At 67.0% G+C, this 18,210-nt stretch carries 18 protein-coding genes; 6 read left to right on the forward strand and 12 right to left on the reverse strand.

Annotated features, from left to right (window positions below; translation table 11 throughout):
• Together RYM47_RS10975 and RYM47_RS10980 are read right to left on the reverse strand one after the other, a co-directional pair.
• A partial coding sequence (locus RYM47_RS10975; RefSeq protein ID WP_315387870.1) for a FoF1 ATP synthase subunit a occupies positions 1-562 on the reverse strand: 562 nt, incomplete at its 3' end.
• A gap of 31 nt (positions 563-593) precedes the next feature.
• Positions 594-962, reverse strand: a complete 369-nt coding sequence (locus RYM47_RS10980; RefSeq protein ID WP_171966783.1) for a hypothetical protein — start codon at positions 960-962, stop codon at positions 594-596.
• A 512-nt stretch (positions 963-1,474) separates the two neighbouring features.
• On the opposite strand from RYM47_RS10980, the gene RYM47_RS10985 reads away from it, so the two are divergent.
• Positions 1,475-2,290 (forward strand): hypothetical protein, encoded by an 816-nt coding sequence (locus tag RYM47_RS10985; RefSeq protein WP_315387872.1) that lies wholly within the window; start codon positions 1,475-1,477, stop codon positions 2,288-2,290.
• Positions 2,291-2,340: 50 nt separating this feature from the next.
• Here the strand turns inward: RYM47_RS10985 and lpdA are convergent, their stop codons facing one another.
• From lpdA to RYM47_RS11005, 4 genes are all read right to left on the reverse strand, one after another.
• Positions 2,341-4,149: a dihydrolipoyl dehydrogenase gene (gene lpdA, locus RYM47_RS10990; protein WP_315387874.1), complete on the reverse strand. Its 1,809-nt coding sequence runs from the start codon at positions 4,147-4,149 to the stop codon at positions 2,341-2,343.
• 17 nt (positions 4,150-4,166) lie between these two features.
• A complete protein-coding gene (locus tag RYM47_RS10995) occupies positions 4,167-4,784 on the reverse strand; it encodes a hypothetical protein (RefSeq protein WP_315387875.1) in 618 nt (205 codons plus the stop codon).
• Positions 4,785-4,840: 56 nt separating this feature from the next.
• The gene (aceF, locus tag RYM47_RS11000) at positions 4,841-6,553 is read right to left on the reverse strand and encodes a dihydrolipoyllysine-residue acetyltransferase (protein ID WP_315387877.1); all 1,713 of its coding nucleotides are present in this window, start codon (positions 6,551-6,553) and stop codon (positions 4,841-4,843) included.
• 156 nt (positions 6,554-6,709) lie between these two features.
• Positions 6,710-7,222 carry a DNA-deoxyinosine glycosylase gene (locus RYM47_RS11005; protein WP_315388070.1) on the reverse strand — a complete coding sequence of 171 codons (513 nt, stop codon included), beginning with the start codon at positions 7,220-7,222 and terminating at the stop codon, positions 6,710-6,712.
• A 203-nt stretch (positions 7,223-7,425) separates the two neighbouring features.
• On the opposite strand from RYM47_RS11005, the gene RYM47_RS11010 reads away from it, so the two are divergent.
• From RYM47_RS11010 to glpK, 3 genes are all read left to right on the forward strand, one after another.
• On the forward strand, positions 7,426-8,058 hold the full coding sequence (locus RYM47_RS11010) for an OmpW family outer membrane protein (protein ID WP_315387879.1): 633 nt from the start codon (positions 7,426-7,428) through the stop codon (positions 8,056-8,058).
• A gap of 126 nt (positions 8,059-8,184) precedes the next feature.
• Positions 8,185-9,705, forward strand: coding sequence for a glycerol-3-phosphate dehydrogenase (gene glpD / locus RYM47_RS11015; RefSeq protein ID WP_315387881.1), 1,521 nt, complete (start codon positions 8,185-8,187; stop codon positions 9,703-9,705).
• Between the two features lie 57 nt (positions 9,706-9,762).
• Positions 9,763-11,262: a glycerol kinase GlpK gene (glpK, locus tag RYM47_RS11020; protein ID WP_315387883.1), complete on the forward strand. Its 1,500-nt coding sequence runs from the start codon at positions 9,763-9,765 to the stop codon at positions 11,260-11,262.
• 1 nt (position 11,263) lies between these two features.
• Here glpK and RYM47_RS11025 read toward each other — a convergent pair whose 3' ends face one another.
• Positions 11,264-12,058 (reverse strand): MetQ/NlpA family ABC transporter substrate-binding protein, encoded by a 795-nt coding sequence (locus tag RYM47_RS11025; protein ID WP_315387884.1) that lies wholly within the window; start codon positions 12,056-12,058, stop codon positions 11,264-11,266.
• Between the two features lie 163 nt (positions 12,059-12,221).
• Positions 12,222-13,187 (reverse strand): YafY family protein, encoded by a 966-nt coding sequence (locus RYM47_RS11030; protein WP_315387885.1) that lies wholly within the window; start codon positions 13,185-13,187, stop codon positions 12,222-12,224.
• A 94-nt stretch (positions 13,188-13,281) separates the two neighbouring features.
• On the opposite strand from RYM47_RS11030, the gene RYM47_RS11035 reads away from it, so the two are divergent.
• A complete protein-coding gene (locus RYM47_RS11035) occupies positions 13,282-13,896 on the forward strand; it encodes a hypothetical protein (protein ID WP_315387886.1) in 615 nt (204 codons plus the stop codon).
• A gap of 115 nt (positions 13,897-14,011) precedes the next feature.
• Complete coding sequence (locus RYM47_RS11040) at positions 14,012-14,791, forward strand: DUF481 domain-containing protein (RefSeq protein WP_315387887.1); 780 nt, start codon at positions 14,012-14,014, stop codon at positions 14,789-14,791.
• A 4-nt stretch (positions 14,792-14,795) separates the two neighbouring features.
• On the opposite strand, the gene hemC is transcribed toward RYM47_RS11040, so the two are convergent.
• From hemC to RYM47_RS11060, 4 genes are read right to left on the reverse strand one after another with little or no spacing between them, the layout of a single operon-like run.
• A complete protein-coding gene (gene hemC / locus RYM47_RS11045) occupies positions 14,796-15,707 on the reverse strand; it encodes a hydroxymethylbilane synthase (RefSeq protein WP_315387888.1) in 912 nt (303 codons plus the stop codon).
• 14 nt (positions 15,708-15,721) lie between these two features.
• Positions 15,722-16,450 carry a LytTR family DNA-binding domain-containing protein gene (locus tag RYM47_RS11050; protein ID WP_070208705.1) on the reverse strand — a complete coding sequence of 243 codons (729 nt, stop codon included), beginning with the start codon at positions 16,448-16,450 and terminating at the stop codon, positions 15,722-15,724.
• Positions 16,451-16,460: 10 nt separating this feature from the next.
• Positions 16,461-17,507, reverse strand: coding sequence for a histidine kinase (locus RYM47_RS11055; protein ID WP_315387891.1), 1,047 nt, complete (start codon positions 17,505-17,507; stop codon positions 16,461-16,463).
• Positions 17,508-17,510: 3 nt separating this feature from the next.
• Positions 17,511-18,185: an alpha/beta hydrolase gene (locus tag RYM47_RS11060; RefSeq protein WP_315387893.1), complete on the reverse strand. Its 675-nt coding sequence runs from the start codon at positions 18,183-18,185 to the stop codon at positions 17,511-17,513.
• Positions 18,186-18,210: the final 25 nt, after the last annotated feature.

Here is an 18,210-nt window from a genome sequence, read left to right on the forward strand (position 1 = left end):
ACTCGACGATGTTGAGGATCAGGTTGAACGGCATCATCCACTTGCCGAACGGCGCGGTCAGGAATTCCTTGGTGAAGCCACCCAGGCCCTTGGAACGCAGCGCGAAGAACAGCATCAGGAAGAACACGCTGATCGACATGCCCAGGGTGGCATTGACGTCGGCGGTGGGAACCGGCTTCCAGTACGGCACGCCCAGTGCTTCCAGCGGCAGGGCGATGAAGTCGGCCGGGATCATCTTGATGAGGTTCATCAGGAGGATCCAGAAGAAGATCGTGATCGCGATCGGGGTCACCAGCTTGCTGGTGCCGTGGTAGGTGTCCTTGGCCTGGCGGTCAACGAACTCCAGGCAGATCTCCACGAACGCCTGCCACTTGCCCGGCACGCCGGCCGTGGCCTTGCGGGTGGCCATCCAGAAGCCAAACACCATCAACAAACCCAGCGCGACCGAAGTCACAATGGTGTCGACGTGAATAGCCCAGAAACCACCTTCCTGCATGTGGAATGTCAGGTTGTGCAGGTGATGTTGGATGTAGGAGGTGGGTGTAAGCGCCTCGCCTGCCATGTGTCCGGAACCTTGAGTTAAATAAATTGGATCAGCGCCTGGCCAGAGCCAGGACCTGGAACATCAGTCCGACGGCGATTCCGGCCAGCAGCGCCAGTGCAGGCAGCTTGAAGACCACGAAACCCACCGCCAGGACACCGAATACGAGCGCCCACTTCGCCACCACCGCCAGGATCAGCCGCGACATGGCCGAACCCGCCGCCTGCACCCCGCCCCCCAGCGCCATCCGTGCCGCGACCCAACCGCCTGCCGATACCGCGACACCCGACGCAAGCGCCCCGAGGGCGTACTTCGGACCTGCCAGCAGCAGGAAGGCCAGGGCCAGGACAGCCACTGCGGCCAGCGGGTAGACCGCTGCGCGCAGCATCAGTCGCCGACCCGCGTCAACGGAGTTCAGCACACGTATGTCCTGCATGGTTGTGGGAAGAGTGGCCGAGGCAGCAAGTGCTTTGCCTCGTCGAGCCGCCAAATTATAGCAACGGGACAATTTGCGAGACAACCGTCCCCCGTTCATCCCGGACGCCGCAAGTTGCTGCATCGCCACAGATTTTGCGGCGATCAGGGGGTCGAACCCGCCAATCGCGGCCCCAATTCATTTTGCGCCGCAGCATATTGAACTTTCGTCGCGGTCGGCAGTCTGACTGTTCGGCCTGTCCATTCGATCCTCGTCGACGCCCCTGTGCAGGCCGGTACCGAGCGGCCCCGAGCTCTCTCCGGGGCCGCTCTTTTCCGGGCGGCCGGCTCGGCCCGCCCGCTACGGGATCCGCCCCGCGCTTCGGCCAGCCAGAGCCCCAGACGGCGCGCTTCGACGCATGAACGGTACACGCCCCCTGCACCATACGTTCACGAATGGTGGACGCGCGGCTAAGGCAGAGTGATTCCATTCCCCCGAATCACTGCAAGGACACCCCGATGCGTCTGCTTCCGCTGCTCGCCCTGCCGCTGGCCATGGCTGCAATCACCCATTCCACGTCGGCCAGTGCGGCCGAGGGCGACGACCGCTTCGCGCTGCGCCTGGGCGCCATGAACATCGACTCGGACAACACCATCCGTGGCAACACGACGGTGCTGGGCCAGGACGTGGGCTTCGACGAGGACTTCGGCCTGGGTGGCAAGGAGTGGGAACCGCGCATCGACGGCCTGTTCCGCATCAGCGACCGCCAGCGCCTGATCTTCAACTACTTCAAGTACGACAAGGACCGCCGCGAAACCCTGGACGACGGCATCAGCTTCGGCGGTGAGACCGTCCCGGCGGGCAGCTTCGTGAAGGGTGAGCTGAAGTACCAGGTGGCCAGCCTCGTGTACGACTACTCGGTGGTGGACACCGAAAAGTTCGACCTCGGCCTGCAGCTGGGTGCGGAGTACGCCAAAGTGAGCACCAAGGCCTACGCCGACCTGGGCACCGTGTACAACGGTCAGTTCCTGGACGAGAAGGCCGACGGCGTCGCGCCGGTGGTGGGTGCACGCTTCACCATCACCCCGTCGGAGAAGTGGATGATCACCGCGCAGGGCCAGTACCTCAACACCGAGTGGGGCAACTTCGACGACTACGACGGTGACCTGACCCGCGCCAATGTCATCGTGGACTACAAGTTCACCGACAATTTCGGCATCTTCGCCGGCTACGACTGGTTCCGCCTAGACGTTGACCAGAGCGGTCGCGATGGCACCATCGGCCTGAAGCAGGAGTTCAAGGGTCCGGTGGCGGGTATCAGCGTTTCGTTCTGATCCTCGGTCACGCACAAAAAACCCGGCATTCGCCGGGTTTTTTGTTTGCATCATTTTTTCTTGGGGATGTACAGATCGGTGATGGTGCCGTCGTAGATTTCCGCCGCCATCGCCACCGATTCGCTGAGCGTCGGGTGCGCGTGGATGGTGTGGCCGATGTCTTCGGCTTCGGCGCCCATCTCGATGGCCAGGCCGATCTCCGCCAGCAGGTCGCCGGCATGCACGCCCACGATCGCGCCGCCGATGATGCGGTGGGTTTCCTCGTCGAAGATCAGCTTGGTGAAGCCTTCGGTACGGCCGATGCCGATTGCACGGCCGCTGGCGGCCCACGGGAACTTGGCCACGCCGACCTTCAGGCCCTGTGCCTTGGCTTCGGTCTCGGTCACGCCGACCCACGCGATTTCCGGGTTGGTGTAGGCCACCGACGGAATCACCCGCGCCACCCACTCCTTCTTGTGCCCAGCTGCCACTTCAGCGGCCAGCTTGCCCTCGTGCGTGGCCTTGTGGGCCAGCATCGGGTTGCCGACGATGTCGCCAATGGCAAAGATGTGCGGCACGTTGGTGCGCATCTGGCGGTCAACCGGGATGAAGCCACGGTCGGTGACCTGCACGCCGGCCTTCTCGGCATCGATCTTCTTGCCGTTCGGCGAGCGGCCCACGGCCACCAGCACGCGGTCGAAGGTGCCCTGCGCCAATGCCGGCGCCTGGCCTTCCTCGGCGGCTTCGAAGGTCACGGTGATGCCCTTGGCGTCGGCGGTCACGCCGGAGGCCTTGGTCTTCAGATGGACTTCGATGCCCTGCTTCTTCAGGCGGTCGGCCAGCGGCTTGACCAGGTCCTTGTCGGCGCCCGGCATCAGCTGGTCCATGAACTCGACCACGGTGACCTTGCTGCCCAGCGCGCCATACACGGTGGCCATTTCCAGGCCGATGATGCCGCCGCCGACAACCAGCAGCGAAGCCGGCACTTCGGCCAGCTCCAGCGCGTCGGTGGAATCCATCACGCGCTTGTCGTCCCACGGGAAGTTCGGCAACTTCACCGCCTGCGAACCGGCGGCGATGATGCACTTCTGGAAGCGCAGCAGCTGGGTGCTGCCGTCAGCAGCAGTGATTTCCAGTTCGTTGGCCGAAACAAACTTGCCGACGCCCTGCACGCTGCGGACCTTGCGCTGCTTGGCCATGCCGGCCAGGCCCTTGGTCAGCTGGTTGACGACCTTTTCCTTGTACTCGCGCAGCTTGTCCAGGGTGATGGTCGGCTTGCCGAACTCGACGCCGAAATCACCGGCATGGGCCACTTCGTCGATCACCGCAGCAGCATGCAGCAGCGCCTTGGACGGAATGCAGCCCACGTTGAGGCAGACGCCGCCGAGGCTGGCGTAGCGCTCGACCAGCACCGTATCCAGGCCGACGTCGGCGGCGCGGAAGGCGGCGGTGTAGCCGCCCGGGCCGGAGCCCAGCACGACCATTTCGCATTCGATGTCGGCCGGCTTGCCGCTGGACAGCGCCGGCTTCGGTGCAGCCGGCTCGGCCGGGGCACGGTGCGACGGGGTCACCGGCGGCTTGCTGGCCGGGGCGGCCGCAGCGGGAGCCGGCGCAGCGGCCTTGGCCGGGGCTTCGGCGGCGCCTTCAGCATCCAGCACGACCACCACGGCGCCTTCGGACAGGGTGTCGCCCAGCTTGACCTTGATTTCCTTGACCACGCCGGCGGCCGAGGACGGCACTTCCAGGGTGGCCTTGTCCGACTCCAGCGTGACCAGGCCCTGGTCCTTCTTCACCGTGTCGCCCACCGCGACCAGCAGTTCGATCACCGGGACGGCGCTGTAATCGCCAATGTCGGGAACCTTGATTTCAATAGCGGCCATGTGTGTTCTCCTGGGTCTCAGCCGGCCTTGCCGGCGAGCAGTTGCTGCAGTTCGTCGAGCGACTCGTCCAGATCCTGCCAGCGACGGTCGAGCTTCTTTTCCTTGGTGTCGCTGGCTTCGATCAGCAGCGCCACCTGTTTCATCATCAGCTTGCCGGCACCGCACTCCCAGCGCGGACCGCTGTAGCGCTCGCCATCGACCTGGAACGACAGCACTTCACCATCGGTGATCGGCGCCTTGCGCTCGGCCGGCACGCCCGAATCGAGCGCACTGCGCCAGCTGCGCATGAGGCGCTGGGCCAGGGCGGCCGGAATGGCGACCTGGTACTGGTCCGGCTCCTGGTCCACGCGCAGCTCAACGCCGCCACCGCGCGCGCTGTTGTTCCAGGTGTACACGCGCTTGTCGGCCTTGCTGAAGCGCAGCGTCCACGCTTGGCCCTGGGTGCCGGGCAGCAGCGCCACGCCGGTTTCCACCCCGCCCTTGGGCAGGGTGACCAGCGACAGCATCGGCTGCGCCTTGCCCACGAACAGCGTTTCCACCGCCTGGCCGTAGTTGCCCACCGCCGGCGGCCAACCGCGCCCCAGCTCGGTGGTGCAGGCCGCGAAAGCGCTGGGCGCAATGAGCAGGCCCAGCACTACCCCCGCGTAGAGCGGGGCCCTGCCCCGCTGCCGGGTAACCAAGGCGCGCTCGATCACAGCAGCACGCGCCGCATGTCGGCCAGCACCTGCGACAGGTAGGTGGTGAAGCGCGCGGCCAGCGCACCGTCGATGACGCGGTGGTCGTAGCTCAGCGACAGCGGCAGCATCAGCTTCGGCGCGAATTCCTTGCCGTTCCACACCGGCTGGATCGACGACTTGGACACACCCAGGATGGCCACTTCCGGCGCATTGACGATCGGGGTGAACGCGGTGCCACCGATGCCGCCCAGCGAGCTGATCGAGAAGCAGCCACCGCTCATGTCGGCGGGGCCCAGCTTGCCGTCGCGCGCCTTTTTGGCGAGCTCGCCGGTTTCCTGCGCGATCTGCACCACGCCCTTCTTGTCGACGTCGCGGATCACCGGAACGACCAGCCCGTTCGGGGTGTCGGCGGCGAAGCCGATGTTGAAGTACTTCTTCAGGGTGAGGTTCTCACCGGCCGCATCCAGCGACGCGTTGAACTCCGGGAACTGCTTGAGCGCGGCGGCGCTGGCCTTGATCAGGAAGGCGAGCATGGTCAGCTTGATGCCGGCCTTCTCGTTTTCCTTGTTCAGCGCCACGCGCAGGCCTTCCAGATCGGTGATGTCAGCCTGCTCGAACTGGGTGACGTGCGGGATCATGGCCCAGTTGCGGGCCAGGTTCGCACCCGAGATCTTCTTGATGCGCGACAGCGGCTGGACTTCGGTCTCGCCGAACTTGCTGAAGTCGACCTTCGGCCACGGCAGCAGGTTCAGGCCACCACCGGCAGCGACAGCAGCACCGCCGGCAGCCGGCACGCCACCGCTGAGTGCGGCCTTGACGAACTTCTGCACGTCACCCTTGGTGATGCGGCCACCCTTCTCGGTGCCGCTGATCTGCAGCAGGTCCACGCCCAGTTCGCGGGCGAACACACGCACCGCCGGGGTGGCATACGGCACCTTGGCCGGCAGCACGCCATCGGCGTTGAACTGCACCGGCGGGCTGCTCGGGGTACCGGCCGAGGCGATCTCGCGGGCCGCCAGCTTGTCCGGCTGCGCCGGCACAGCGACCGGCTCGACCTTGGTGGCGGTCTCGGCGGCAGCCGGAGCGGCGGCTGCGGCAGCCTTGGTCGGCGCCGGCGCGGCAGCGCCCTCGGCTTCGATGATGGCGACCACATTGCCCTGCGACAGATTGTCGCCAACCTTGACCTTGATCTCCTTGACCACACCGGCCACCGACGACGGCACTTCCATGGTGGCCTTGTCGCTTTCCAGCGTGACCAGGCCCTGGTCCTTCTTGACCGTGTCGCCGACGGCGACCAGCACTTCGATGACCGGGATACCGGAGTAATCGCCGATATCCGGCACCAGCGCCTCCACCGCGCCACCGCTGGCGGCCGGGGCAGCCGGTGCAGCAGCGGCCGGAGCCGGCGCGCTCTGGGTAGCGGCAGCCGGGGCAGCGTCCTTGGCCGGTGCCGGAGCAGCAGCGGCCGGCTTGGCGGCTTCGCCTTCGGCCACTTCGATCAGCGCCACGACCTTGCCTTCGGACAGGCTGTCGCCGACCTTGACCTTCAGTTCCTTGACCACGCCAGCCACCGACGACGGCACTTCCATGGTCGCCTTGTCGCTTTCCAGCGTCACCAGGCCCTGGTCCTTCTTGACCGTGTCGCCGACGGCGACAAGCACCTCGATTACCGGGATATCGCTGTAGTCACCGATATCGGGGACAAGTGCTTCCTTGATTTCGGCCATGGGGATAACTCCGGCAATCTGGTGTAGGGAATCGCCTATTGTGAGGGCAGGAGGCGCCAGCGCCAACCGGCTTGGGCAACTTTCACCTCCCCCGTTCCGGGACAGCCTGTTGCAGCCGCTTCCAGTCGGTACCGTATTGTCCCGCCGCTGTTCCGCTCAGTGGGCAAGGACATTGGCCAGCGGTTGCCATGCCGCCTGCAGCCTGGCGAGCGGCCAAGCGGCATTGGCCGGACTGGTGGAGGGCAACGACCACACCGGCAGCGCAGCCTGACGCATGTCCAGCTGCGGTTGAACCCAGCGCACGAACGCGCGGTGTGCCGTGGCACCGTTGCAGGCGATCGCCGCCAGCCGAGGCAGGCCTGCAATCAGGGTCGGCAGCGCATTGGGCACCTCGCTGCCGCGCACGATCGCCGTATCCAGGCTGCCAGTGCGCTCGCACTGCCCGATCACATCCCACAGACCGACGCCGGCAGCCTGCAACGCCTGCATCCGCTCGGGATACGGCAGCGTCGCATCGATGCCGGTGAGCGCGGCCATCAGCGGCCAGAAACGATTGCGTGGGTGCGCGTAATACTGGGCCGCGTGCAACGACGCAGCACCCGGCATTGAACCCAGCACCAGTACGCGACAGTCGGTCGCTGCCTGCGCAGGCAGGCCAATGCACTGCATGGGTTTCGTCACGGCATCTCCAGATCGATGAATGTTGCAGCGTGCCTGAAAGCGCGGGAACACAGCGTTTTCGCGCTGCCTGCTGAACGAAGGAAACTAAATTTTAACGTGCGTCGGATTCGATTCATGTTGCGGGGACTACGTTTGCCTCGCCCCAACGCATCGGGGCCCAGAACAAAAAAATACCCTGAGGAGATTCCCCCATGCGCTCCATCCGCACCCTGACCCTGGCTACCCTGACTGCCCTTGCCTTTGCTCCTGCCGCGTTCGCGCAGGACAGCACCACCGACACTGCCTCCGGCAAGCACTTCGCCGTTGTCGGCGGTGTAGCGCTGCTGCAGCCGAAGAATGATCCGCTGGAAGGCATCGACAAGGTCGACGGCGGCCCGGCACCGACGCTGAGCTTCAGCTACTACATCAACGACAACTGGGCCGTGGAGCTGTGGGGCGCGGCCGACAAGTTCGACCACCGCGTGCGCGGTGCCAACAATGCCAAGCTGGGCACGGTTGAGCAGCAGCCGATCGCGCTGAGCGGCCAGTACCACTTCGGCCAGGCCGACAACGTGTTCCGCCCGTTCGTGGGCGTGGGTTACTACGAGTCGAACTTCAGCAACGAAAAGCTGGCCAGCGACGTCGGCCACATCGGGCTGGAGACCGCCAAGGGCGCCATCGGCACCGTCGGCGTGGACATGAACATCAACAGCACCTGGTTCGCGCGCGCCGATGCCCGCTACATGCACTCGCGTCCGGAGTTGACCGTGAACGGCAACGGCACCGGCGACGAAGCCAAGCTGGACCCGTGGACCGTGGGCTTTGGTATCGGCGCGCGCTTCTAAGCGGCGATATCGCATCACCCCCTGCAACGGGCCCCTTCGGGGGCCCGTTGTCGTTTTCAGCCAAGGATGTTTCATCCCGCCTTGGCGCCCGCCTCTCGATACTCGCCCCATGCACAGGGGGGATCGATGGACGACATCCGGGATGTCCTGGTCGTAGGCGGCGGCATCAATGGGGTCTCCATTGCCCGCGATGCCGCGGGTCGCGGCTGGTCGGTCACCCTGTGCGAACAGGACGACCTGGCTGCGCATACCTCCAGCGCCAGCACCAAGCTGATCCATGGTGGACTGCGCTACCTGCAGTTCGGCCAGTTTGCGCTGGTCCGCAAAGCGCTGCGCGAACGCAGCGTGCTGCAGCGACTGGCCCCGCACCTGGTCACGCCCACGTCATTCGTGCTGCCGCATGCGCGGCACCTGCGCCCGGCCTGGATGCTGCGCGCGGGGCTCTGGCTGTACGACCACCTGGCCGACACCGGCCCGGCGTTTCCACACACACGCCGGGTCGACCTGCGTCGCGACCCGCGCGGCGCGCTGCTGCAGCCGCGCTACCGCACGGCCTTCAGCTATGCCGACGCACGCGTGGATGATGCGCGGCTGGTCGTCGCCACGGCCATGGACGCGCGCGAGCGCGGTGCGGAGATCCGGGTGCGCACCCGTTGCGACCAGCTGATCCGCCACCGCGACCATTGGCTGGCGGTGCTGCGCCAGGCCGATGGCACGGTGACCCGCATGCGTGCGCGCGCGGTGGTCAACGCCACCGGCCCCTGGGCCGGCAACCTGCTCGAGCGTGCCGGCATGGACGCGCCCATCGGCCTGCGCCTGGTACAGGGCAGCCATATCGTGGTGCCGCGCCTCTACGCGCATGACAGCGCCTACCTGCTGCAGCAACCGGACCAGCGCGTGGTGTTTGTCATTCCCTTCGACCAGGACTACAGCCTGATCGGCACCACCGATGTGGACTATGAGGACGACCCCGCCCGGGTCCGCGCCTCGCCGGCGGAAGTGCTCTACCTGTGCGCGTCGGTGAACCAGTGGCTGCGCACACCGGTCCACCCCGAGCAGGTGGTGTGGCAGTTCAGCGGAGTGCGTCCGCTGCTGGCCGACCACCACCATGACGCCGACCGGGTCACACGCGACTATCGCCTGCACCTGGATCACCAGCAGGCGCTGATCCTGAGCGTGCTCGGCGGCAAGCTCACCACCTGCCGGACTCTGGCAGAAGAAGCAGTCGATCAGCTGGCGGCCGCGCTCGGCCGCGGCGATCCGGCATGGACCGCGAACGGGCCGCCGTTGCCCGGGGGTGACGGCGGCACCGTGGCCATGCTGCTGCCGGCACTGCATGCGGCCTATCCGCAGTTGCCTGAAAACCTGTTGCAGGCCCTGGCGCGTCGCCACGGAACGCGTGCGCAGGTGGTGCTGGGCGAGGCGCAGACCGTTGCGCAGCTGGGCCAGCATTTCGGCGCCGGGCTGAATGCGCTGGAAGTGGACTACCTGGTGGAACACGAGTGGGTCCGCGAACCCGAGGACCTGCTGTGGCGGCGCACGCACGTCGGCCTGCGCCTGGACGGCGCGCAGCAGCAGGCACTGGCAGACTACCTGCGCGTTCGGACGGCGACGGCCGCCGCGCTCTACCCCGCAACGCCAGGGTAGCGCCCGGCTCTGCCCGGCCAGCCCGTTATCCTGCAGAAGGTTCAGCAAGGCCACCCCATGGACAAGCACTACGTACTCGCCATCGACCAGGGCACCACCAGCTCACGCGCGATGCTGTTCGACCGCGCCGGACGCATGGTCGGCGTTGCCCAGCGCGAGTTCACCCAGCATTTCCCGCAACCGGGCTGGGTCGAGCACGATCCGCGCGAGATCCTCACCAGCGTCTACACCACGCTGACCGAACTGCTCAACCGCGAACAGGTCGACCCGCGCCAGATCGCGGCGATCGGCATCACCAACCAGCGCGAAACCACCGTGGTGTGGGACAAGGCGACCGGCCAGCCGATCCACAACGCGGTGGTCTGGCAGTCGCGACAGAGCCAGGCCATCTGCGAGCGGCTCAAGGCCGATGGCCACGAGCCGCTGATCCACGCGCGCACCGGATTGCTGGTGGACGCCTACTTTTCAGCCACCAAGATCCGCTGGATCCTCGACCATGTCGAAGGCGCACAGGCGCGCGCCGAGCGCGGCGAACTGCTGTTCGGCACCATCGACAGCTGGCTGGTCTGGAACCTCACCGGCGGGGCCGCCCATGTCACCGACTACAGCAACGCCGCCCGCACGCTGCTGTTCAACATCCATACCCTGGCGTGGGACGACGCGCTGCTGGCGCTGCTGGACATCCCGCGCGCGATGCTGCCGGAGGTGCGCAGCTCCAGCGAGGTCTACGGCACCACCCAGGCGCAGTTCTTCTTCGACCAGCACATCCCCATCGCCGGGATCGCCGGCGACCAGCAGGCCGCACTGTTCGGCCAGGCGTGCTTCGAACCGGGCATGGTCAAGAACACCTATGGCACCGGCTGCTTCATGCTGATGCATACCGGCACGCGCCCTGTGGATTCACGCAACGGCCTGCTCACCACGATTGCCTGGGGAATCGACGGACGCGTGGAGTACGCGCTGGAAGGCTCGATCTTCGTAGCGGGCTCGGTGGTGCAGTGGCTGCGCGACGGGCTGCGCATGTTCGGCAAGTCCAGCGACTGCCAGGCCTATGCCGAACGGGCGCCGGACAATGGCGGTGTGTACATGGTGCCGGCCTTTGTCGGGCTGGGTGCGCCCTATTGGCGCAGCGACGTGCGCGGCGCGGTATTCGGCCTCAGCCGTGGCACCACCAAGGAGCACTTCATCCGCGCGGCGGTGGAATCGATGGCTTACCAGACCCGCGACGTGCTGGCCGCGATGCAGGCCGACGCCGGGATCGAACTGACCGAACTGCGTGCCGACGGCGGCGCCATCGCCAACGACTTCATGGCCCAGTTCCAGAGCGACCTGCTCGGCGTGCCGGTGCTGCGCCCGCAGGTGGCCGAAACCACCGCGCTCGGCGCGGCGTACCTCGCCGGTTTGGCCACCGGATTCTGGCGCAGCCGCGCGGAGATTGCCGAGCAGTGGGCGGTGGACCGCCGCTTCACGCCGCAGATGTCAGTCGACCAGCGCGAAACGCTGTATGCCGGCTGGCAGCAGGCGGTGGAAGCGACGATGGGGTTCCGGGTGGGGTGAATCAGAACGCCGGCAGTACCGCGCCTTTGTATTTTTCCGCGATGAAGGCTTTCACCTCGGGACTGGTCAGGGCTTTGGCGAGCTGCTGGACGCGCGGGTCGTCCTTGTTGTCCGGGCGCGCGACCAGGAAGTTCACGTACGGCGAATCCTTGCTCTCGATCGCCAGTGCGTCCTGGGTCGGGTTGAGCCCGGCGTCGAGCGCGTAGTTGGTGTTGATCAGGGCCAGGTCGACCTGGTCGAGCACGCGCGGCAGCATCGCCGAATCCAGCTCACGGAACTTGAGCTGCCTGGGGTTGGCAATGATGTCGCGCTGGGTCGCCAGCGCGTTGCTCGGGTCCTTCAGCGTGATCACGCCGGCCTTGTGCAGCAGGATCAGTGCGCGGCTGTTGTTGCTCGGGTCGTTGGGAATCACCACGTCGGCGCCGACCGGCAGGTCGGCCAGCGACTTGAACCGGCGCGAGTAGGCGCCGAACGGTTCGATATGCACGCCGATGACCTTGGTCAGGTCGGTCTTGCGGTCGCGGTTGTAGGCGTCCAGGTAGGGTTCGGTCTGGAAGTAGTTCACGTCGACCTGCTTCTGCACCAGCTGGTCGTTGGGCTGCACGTAGTCATTGAAGACCTTCACGTCCAGCTCCAGCCCCTCCTTCTGCAGGATCGGCTTGACCACCGCCAGGATCTCGGCGTGCGGCACCGCCGTAGCGGCGACCACCAGCTTGCCGGAGTCGGCAGCGGGCTTGCCGCAGGCGGCCAGGGCCAGCGACGCGGCCAGCAGCGGGAGCAACAGGTAATTCTTCATGGGGGGGTCGAATCCGGAGGCTGCGAGCCCTCAACCTTACCGCAGCCGCCCCGGGTAGAGCCACGCCGCGCTGCTTGAACGGTGTGCGCCGGTTAGATGAACGCGTCGCCACGCGCCCGGAAAGGGACGCATCACCCGTAGCATGCACTTGTAGGCTGCCCCGTCACCGGTAATTCGTCAGCGCCAGCTCCAGCAGCGCCTTGGCCTGCTCGCGCAGCATCGCCGGCTCGATGATTTCCGCGTCCGACCCGTAGTGCAGGACGTCCATCAGCAGCTCCCGCGAGACGCTGTAGGGCACCTTGAGCTCGTAGCGGCCATCAGCCAGGAACCGCCCCTGCTGCTTCGAGTGCCAATGCTCGTCGGCAACCCAGCGCGCGGCCTTGGCGCTGAACACGATGGTCGCCCAGCCCTTGGGCGGGCCCGAGAAGATCCCGTAGCTGGCCCCGAGCTGCTCGTCCAGCTCGCTGTCGTCGACATCGCGCGCGATGGTGTCGACCACGCGCGCCTTGTAGATGCGGTCCACCGCAAAACTGCGCAGGCCTTCGCGGCCATGGTCCCAGGCGTCCAGATACCAGTTGTCGCGGTAGTGGGTCATCCGCTGCGGCGACACCGTGCGCTTGGTCGCCTCGTCGGTGGAGCGCGCCCGGTATTCGAAGGCCAGTTGCTTGCGCTCCAGCACCGCCGACGCCACCGCGCGGAAGCTGGCTTCGTCGAACTTGCGACCCCGGTGCGGAATCACCCGGACCCGGTCCACCGGCCAGCTGGACACACCGGCCTGCGCGGCCAGCAGGCCCTCGATGCGCTGCTGCAGCGGCGCCAGCACCGACGACAGCACGCCGCCGCCGGTGCGTGCCAGCAGATGCTGGGAGGCCAGCAGCGCGTGCAGTTCCTCGGAGCTGAGCCACAGCCCGGGCAGCTCGAAGCGGGCGCTCTCGTCGTCCTGGTAGCGGAAACCGGCTTCGCCATCGCCCTCGACCGGGGCCATCAGCGCGTCGCGCAGGAAGGCCAGGTCGCGGTAGACGGTGGCGCGTGAACACGCCAGCTTTTCCTGCAGGGTCGCCACCGTGACCGGATAGCGGGCGGACTTCAGCAGACGATGCAGGGCGTTGATGCGTTCATATCGGTCCATGACCCGATTATGTCCGAGTCGCCGCCGTTGTGGCGGCCTGGATCCGAACTTCCGCTATCGTGAACCCCCTCGCCCGCCGCCCCTGCCCTTGACCATGCGCCTGCTGCCCGCCATTGCCGTGCTGTCCCTGCTGCTGTCTGCCTGTGGGCAGTCGTCCGCCCCCGCCGCACCTGCAACGACGGCGCAACCGCCGGTGCCGGCGGCTGTGGATCCGGCCCAGGCGGTGCTGGCCGCCAGCCAGCGGTTCGGCCAGCTGCACAGCTTCCACGCCACGCTGCACATGCAGGGACCGCGTACGCTGGAGGCGACGATGGACTTCGTGGCGCCGGACCGCTACCGGCTGCAGACCGACGAGGGCGTGCAGACCATCATCGGCGACACCTTCTTCCTGCAGCGGGCCGGCGAAGTCCGCCAGGTCCCGGTGCCACCCGGCCTGCTGGCGCAGTGGCGCAGCCCGTTGCCGGCCGATGCGGTGGCCGCCGACCTGTCTGTCGAGGACCTGGGCGATGACCGCGTCGGCGGCGAGATGGCGCGCCACTACCGCGTGCGCCACGCCAGTGCCGCGCCCGATGGGCTGCTGTACTGGATCGGCGCGCAGGGGCTGCCGGTCCGGATTGAACGGCAGGGCCAGACCCAGGGGCAGGCGTTCAAGGTCACGGTGGATTACAGCCGTTTCAATGACCCGACGCTGCGCATCGACCTGCCCTGAACAGGCGACAAGTCCGAACCTCGCCTAAAGCACGGGTCCGGAAAGGAAAAACCGCGTGAAGGCATCAAGTATCATCACGCGTTGCTCCTCCCCCGCCTGATCCGGAGAACCGTTGATGTCTTTGCGCGTGACGTTGCTTGCTTCCCTGCTGCTCAGTGCCCCCGTGGCCTTTGCCCAGGACACCACCGACCTGGCCGCGATGACCTCGCCATGGAGCGGCAGCGGCGGCGAACTCGGCTTTGCCTCGGCACGCGGCAACAGCAACACCGAAAGCGCCAACGGTCGCCTGCGCCTGCGCTACACCGATGACGACTGGGTGCACAGCATGGACCTGTTCGGCCTGCGTTCGCGTTCGGAATACACCGAAACCAACGACGTCGACGGCACCGTCACCAAGCGCAGCAACACCACCGCCAACCGTTACACCGGCAGCGCCGGCAGCGCGCTGCAGCTGGGCGAACACCGCCAGATCACCGCCACGGTGCGTTACGAGCGCGACGATTTCGCCACCTACGACCGCCAGAGCTCGTTCGGTCTGGGTTACGGCACCCGGCTGATGGACCGCGACCGCTTCTACATGGACGCGCAGATCGGCCCCGGTGTGCGCCGCACCCACAACACCGAGGACGACGAGACCCGCACCGGCCTGATCGGCCGCGGCCTGTTCGACGTGAAATATTCGCTGACCCCCAACACCGACCTGATCAACACCCTGCTGGTCGAATCGGGCTCGTACAACACCTTCGGCCAGAACGACTTCGGCGTATCGGTGAGCATGAACGAACACCTCGCCCTGAAAGCCGCCTGGCAGGCCCGTTACAACAGCGACGTCGCCGAAGACAAGCGCAAGACCGACACCCTGACCACGATGAACGTCGTCTACAAATTCAAATGATGCGTCAGCCGGCGAGCAACTCGCCGGCGCCGCCATCCAACAACCCCTGCGCCACGGCTTGCCCGAGCGCATCCGGGTCGCGGCCAGGTCCGCGCGCTTCAGCGCGCACCAAACGGCCGTCGGCAACACCGCCGACCAGGCCCTGCAGATACAGATCGTCCCCTTCCCACTGCGCATACCCCGCTACCGGCACGTGGCAGCTGCCATGCAGCGCGCGGTTCATCGCACGCTCGGCCTCCACGCAGGCGCGCGTATCTGCATCGTCCAGCGCGGCAAACAACCCCATCACCCGCGCATCGTCGCCGTTGCATTCCACGGTGACCGCACCCTGCGCCGGTGCAGGCAGCCAGTCCGGCGCGTTGAGCCGTGCCACGATGCGATGGCCCAACCCCAACCGCTCCAGCCCGGCCACGGCCAGCACGATGGCGTCGTACCCGCCGTTGTCCAGCTTGGCCAGCCGCGTATTGACGTTGCCACGCAGGTCCTGCAGTTCCAGGTCCGGGCGCAGCGCGCGTAGCTGGGCCTGGCGGCGCAGCGAGGAGGTACCCACCCGGGCACCGATCGGCAGCGCGTCCAGCGACGCGTAGAGATTGGAGATGAAGCCGTCGGCAGGGTCGTGCCGGGTCAGCATCGCCGGCAATGCGAACGGCGCATCCAGTTCCATCGGCACGTCCTTGAGCGAATGCACCGCGCAGTCGGCGTCACCGCGCAGCATGGCCAGCTCCAGTTCCTTGAGGAACAGGCCCTTGCCGCCAATGGCCGCCAGCGAACGATCCAGCACTTCATCGCCGCGCGTGCTCATCGGCACCAGCACTACTTCCAGCCCGGGATGGGCCTGGCGCAGGCGGTCGGCAACGTGTTCGCTCTGCCACAGGGCAAGCGGGCTCTTTCGGGTGGCAATGCGCAGGATGTCCATGCGGGCATTATCGCCTACAGATGCTTCAGATCCTGTTTCAGGCTCGCCACACAGCGGCGGCTGACTTCCAGCGGCGCCTTGCCATGGCGCAGCACGGCCTGGACCTGGCCTGCGCCATTGCGTCGCAGCTCCACCAGCTCGTGCCGGGCCACCAGGCAGTTGCGGTGGATGCGCACGAAGCGGCTGGCGAACTCCTCTTCCAGCGACTTCAGCGATTCTTCGATCAGGTCTTCGCCACGCGCGTGATGGACCACCACGTACTTTTCCTCGGCCTGCAGGTAATGAATGTCCTCGACCGGGATCAGGCGCAGGCTGCCGCGCAGGCGCGCGCACAGCAGCGTGCGCGCCTGCTGGCTGGGCGCAGCGGGCTGGCCGTTGCGGCCGGCCAGGAACATGCGTGCACGCTCGAGTGCGGCTGCCAGGCGCTCGCTGCGCACCGGCTTCATCAGGTAATCGATCGCCGCCGCCTCGAACGCCGACAGCGCATGCGCATCGTAGGCGGTGCAGAACACCACCGCCGGGCGCGGCTCGAACGTGGCCAGGTGACGCGCCGCCTCCAGCCCGTCCAATCCGGGCATGGCGATGTCCAGCAGCACCAGGTCCGGCTGCAGCTCGGCGCAGGCATGCAGGGCCTGCTCGCCGTTCTCGGCTTCGGCCACGACCTCGACACCGGGCTGCTCCGCCAGCAGGCTGCGCAGGCGCTCGCGCGCAAGCGGTTCGTCGTCGGCGATGACCACTCTCAAGCAGGCTTCCTCACTGGACGGGCACGAAGATGTCGCAGGCATAGTAGCCGTCTGCCCATGCCCCCGTCATCCGCGCGGCCGGACCGAAGCGCCAGGCCAGGCGGTGCGCGATGTTGCGCTGTGCGTGGCCGGCACCCTGCATGAGCGGCAGCGCGCGCGCTTCCGGATCGGGCGCCGGATTACGCACCTGGAGATGCAGCAGGTTGCCTTCGCAGGCCAGTGCGATGACGATCCTGCCGCCGTCCGGCAGGCGCGAAATGCCATGCAGCACCGCGTTCTCCACCAACGGCTGCAGGACCAAGCGTGGCATCGGCAGGGTCCACGGCAGCGCGTCTCCACGCTGCCACTCCACCTGCAGCCGTTCGCCCAGGCGCAGCGATTCGATCGACAGGTAGGCCTCGGCCAGCTCGCACTCGGCCTGCAGCGTGGAATCTCCCTCGCCCGCACCCAGCGCGGCACGGAACAGGTCGGACAGGTCCAGTACCGCGCGCTCGGCCACTTCCGGATCGCGCCGGACCAGGCTGGCGATGAGGTTCATGCTGTTGAACAGGAAATGCGGGCGGATCCGCGCCTGCAGCGCGTCGGCCTGCGCACGCGCGTTGGCCACGGTCTGCGCACTCCAGCGATCGCTGACGTAGAAGTAGCGCAGCGCCAGTGCCACGATCAACGCGGTGACGGTGGCGCAGCCCAGGGTGAACCGCCAGAAGCCCACGTCACCGGCGAAACCGGTCTGACCCAGTGCCGAAAACAGTGCGTGCACGATGCCGGTGCATACCGCTGCGATCAGCGCCGTCATCGCCACGGCCACCACTGCGCCCACCGCTTCCGGCAACCTCGACAGCAGGGTGCGCGCGGCGCACAGGCTGACCGTGACCGCCAGCGCCAGCCACAGCGACAGCGCACTGGCCGACAGGAAGTCGGACACGCTCCACTGCCGGGTACCATCCGGCGCCAATGCCACCACCACCACGACCAGCTCGGCCAGGCCGAGCATCGCGCCCAGCCGCGGCAGGCGGCACAGCTCCGGCAACCACGGCTGCTGGCGCGGGTCGTTCATGGCTCAGGCCGCGCGGAAGCGTACGTCCAGCCAGTCGCCCAGCGCCTGCAGCTCCTCGGCGCAGACCTGGTGGGCCATCGGGTAGGAATGCCATTCCATCGGGAAGCCCAGCGTCTTCAACATCCCGGCACTCTCCACCGCGATGCCCTGCGGAATGACCGGGTCGTGCGCGCCATGCGCCATGAACACCGGCGGGCGGATGCCGTCCTGCACGCGCGCGTCGGCGGCCGCCTTGGGGTCGGGAAGATAGGTGGACAGCGCAATCACGCCGGCGATGGGCCGGGTCCAGCGCAGCACCGCACTCAGGATGATCGCCCCGCCCTGCGAGAATCCGGCCAGCAGGATGCGTTCGGCCGGGATGCCACGCGCGATTTCGGCTTCAACCAACGCATCCAGTGCCTGCACCGACGCGGTCACACCGGCCGCATCGGCGCGCGATGCGAAGTCCATGCTGACGATGTCGTACCACGCGCGCATCGGCACGCCGTTGTTGATGGTGATCGGCTGCACCGGCGCATGCGGGAATACGAAGCGGATCGCCGGCCAGTCCGGGCGCAGCAGCTCGGGCACGATCGGCGCGAAGTCATGGCCATCGGCGCCCAGGCCATGCAGCCAGATCACGGCCCATTGCGGGTTGGCGGCGGTTTCGTTGACTACGGTTTCCAGCGTGTGCGACATCAAGCGGCTCCAGAACGTTCTGGCC

This window comes from uncultured Stenotrophomonas sp., assembly GCF_963519125.1.
Lineage (GTDB): Bacteria > Pseudomonadota > Gammaproteobacteria > Xanthomonadales > Xanthomonadaceae > Stenotrophomonas.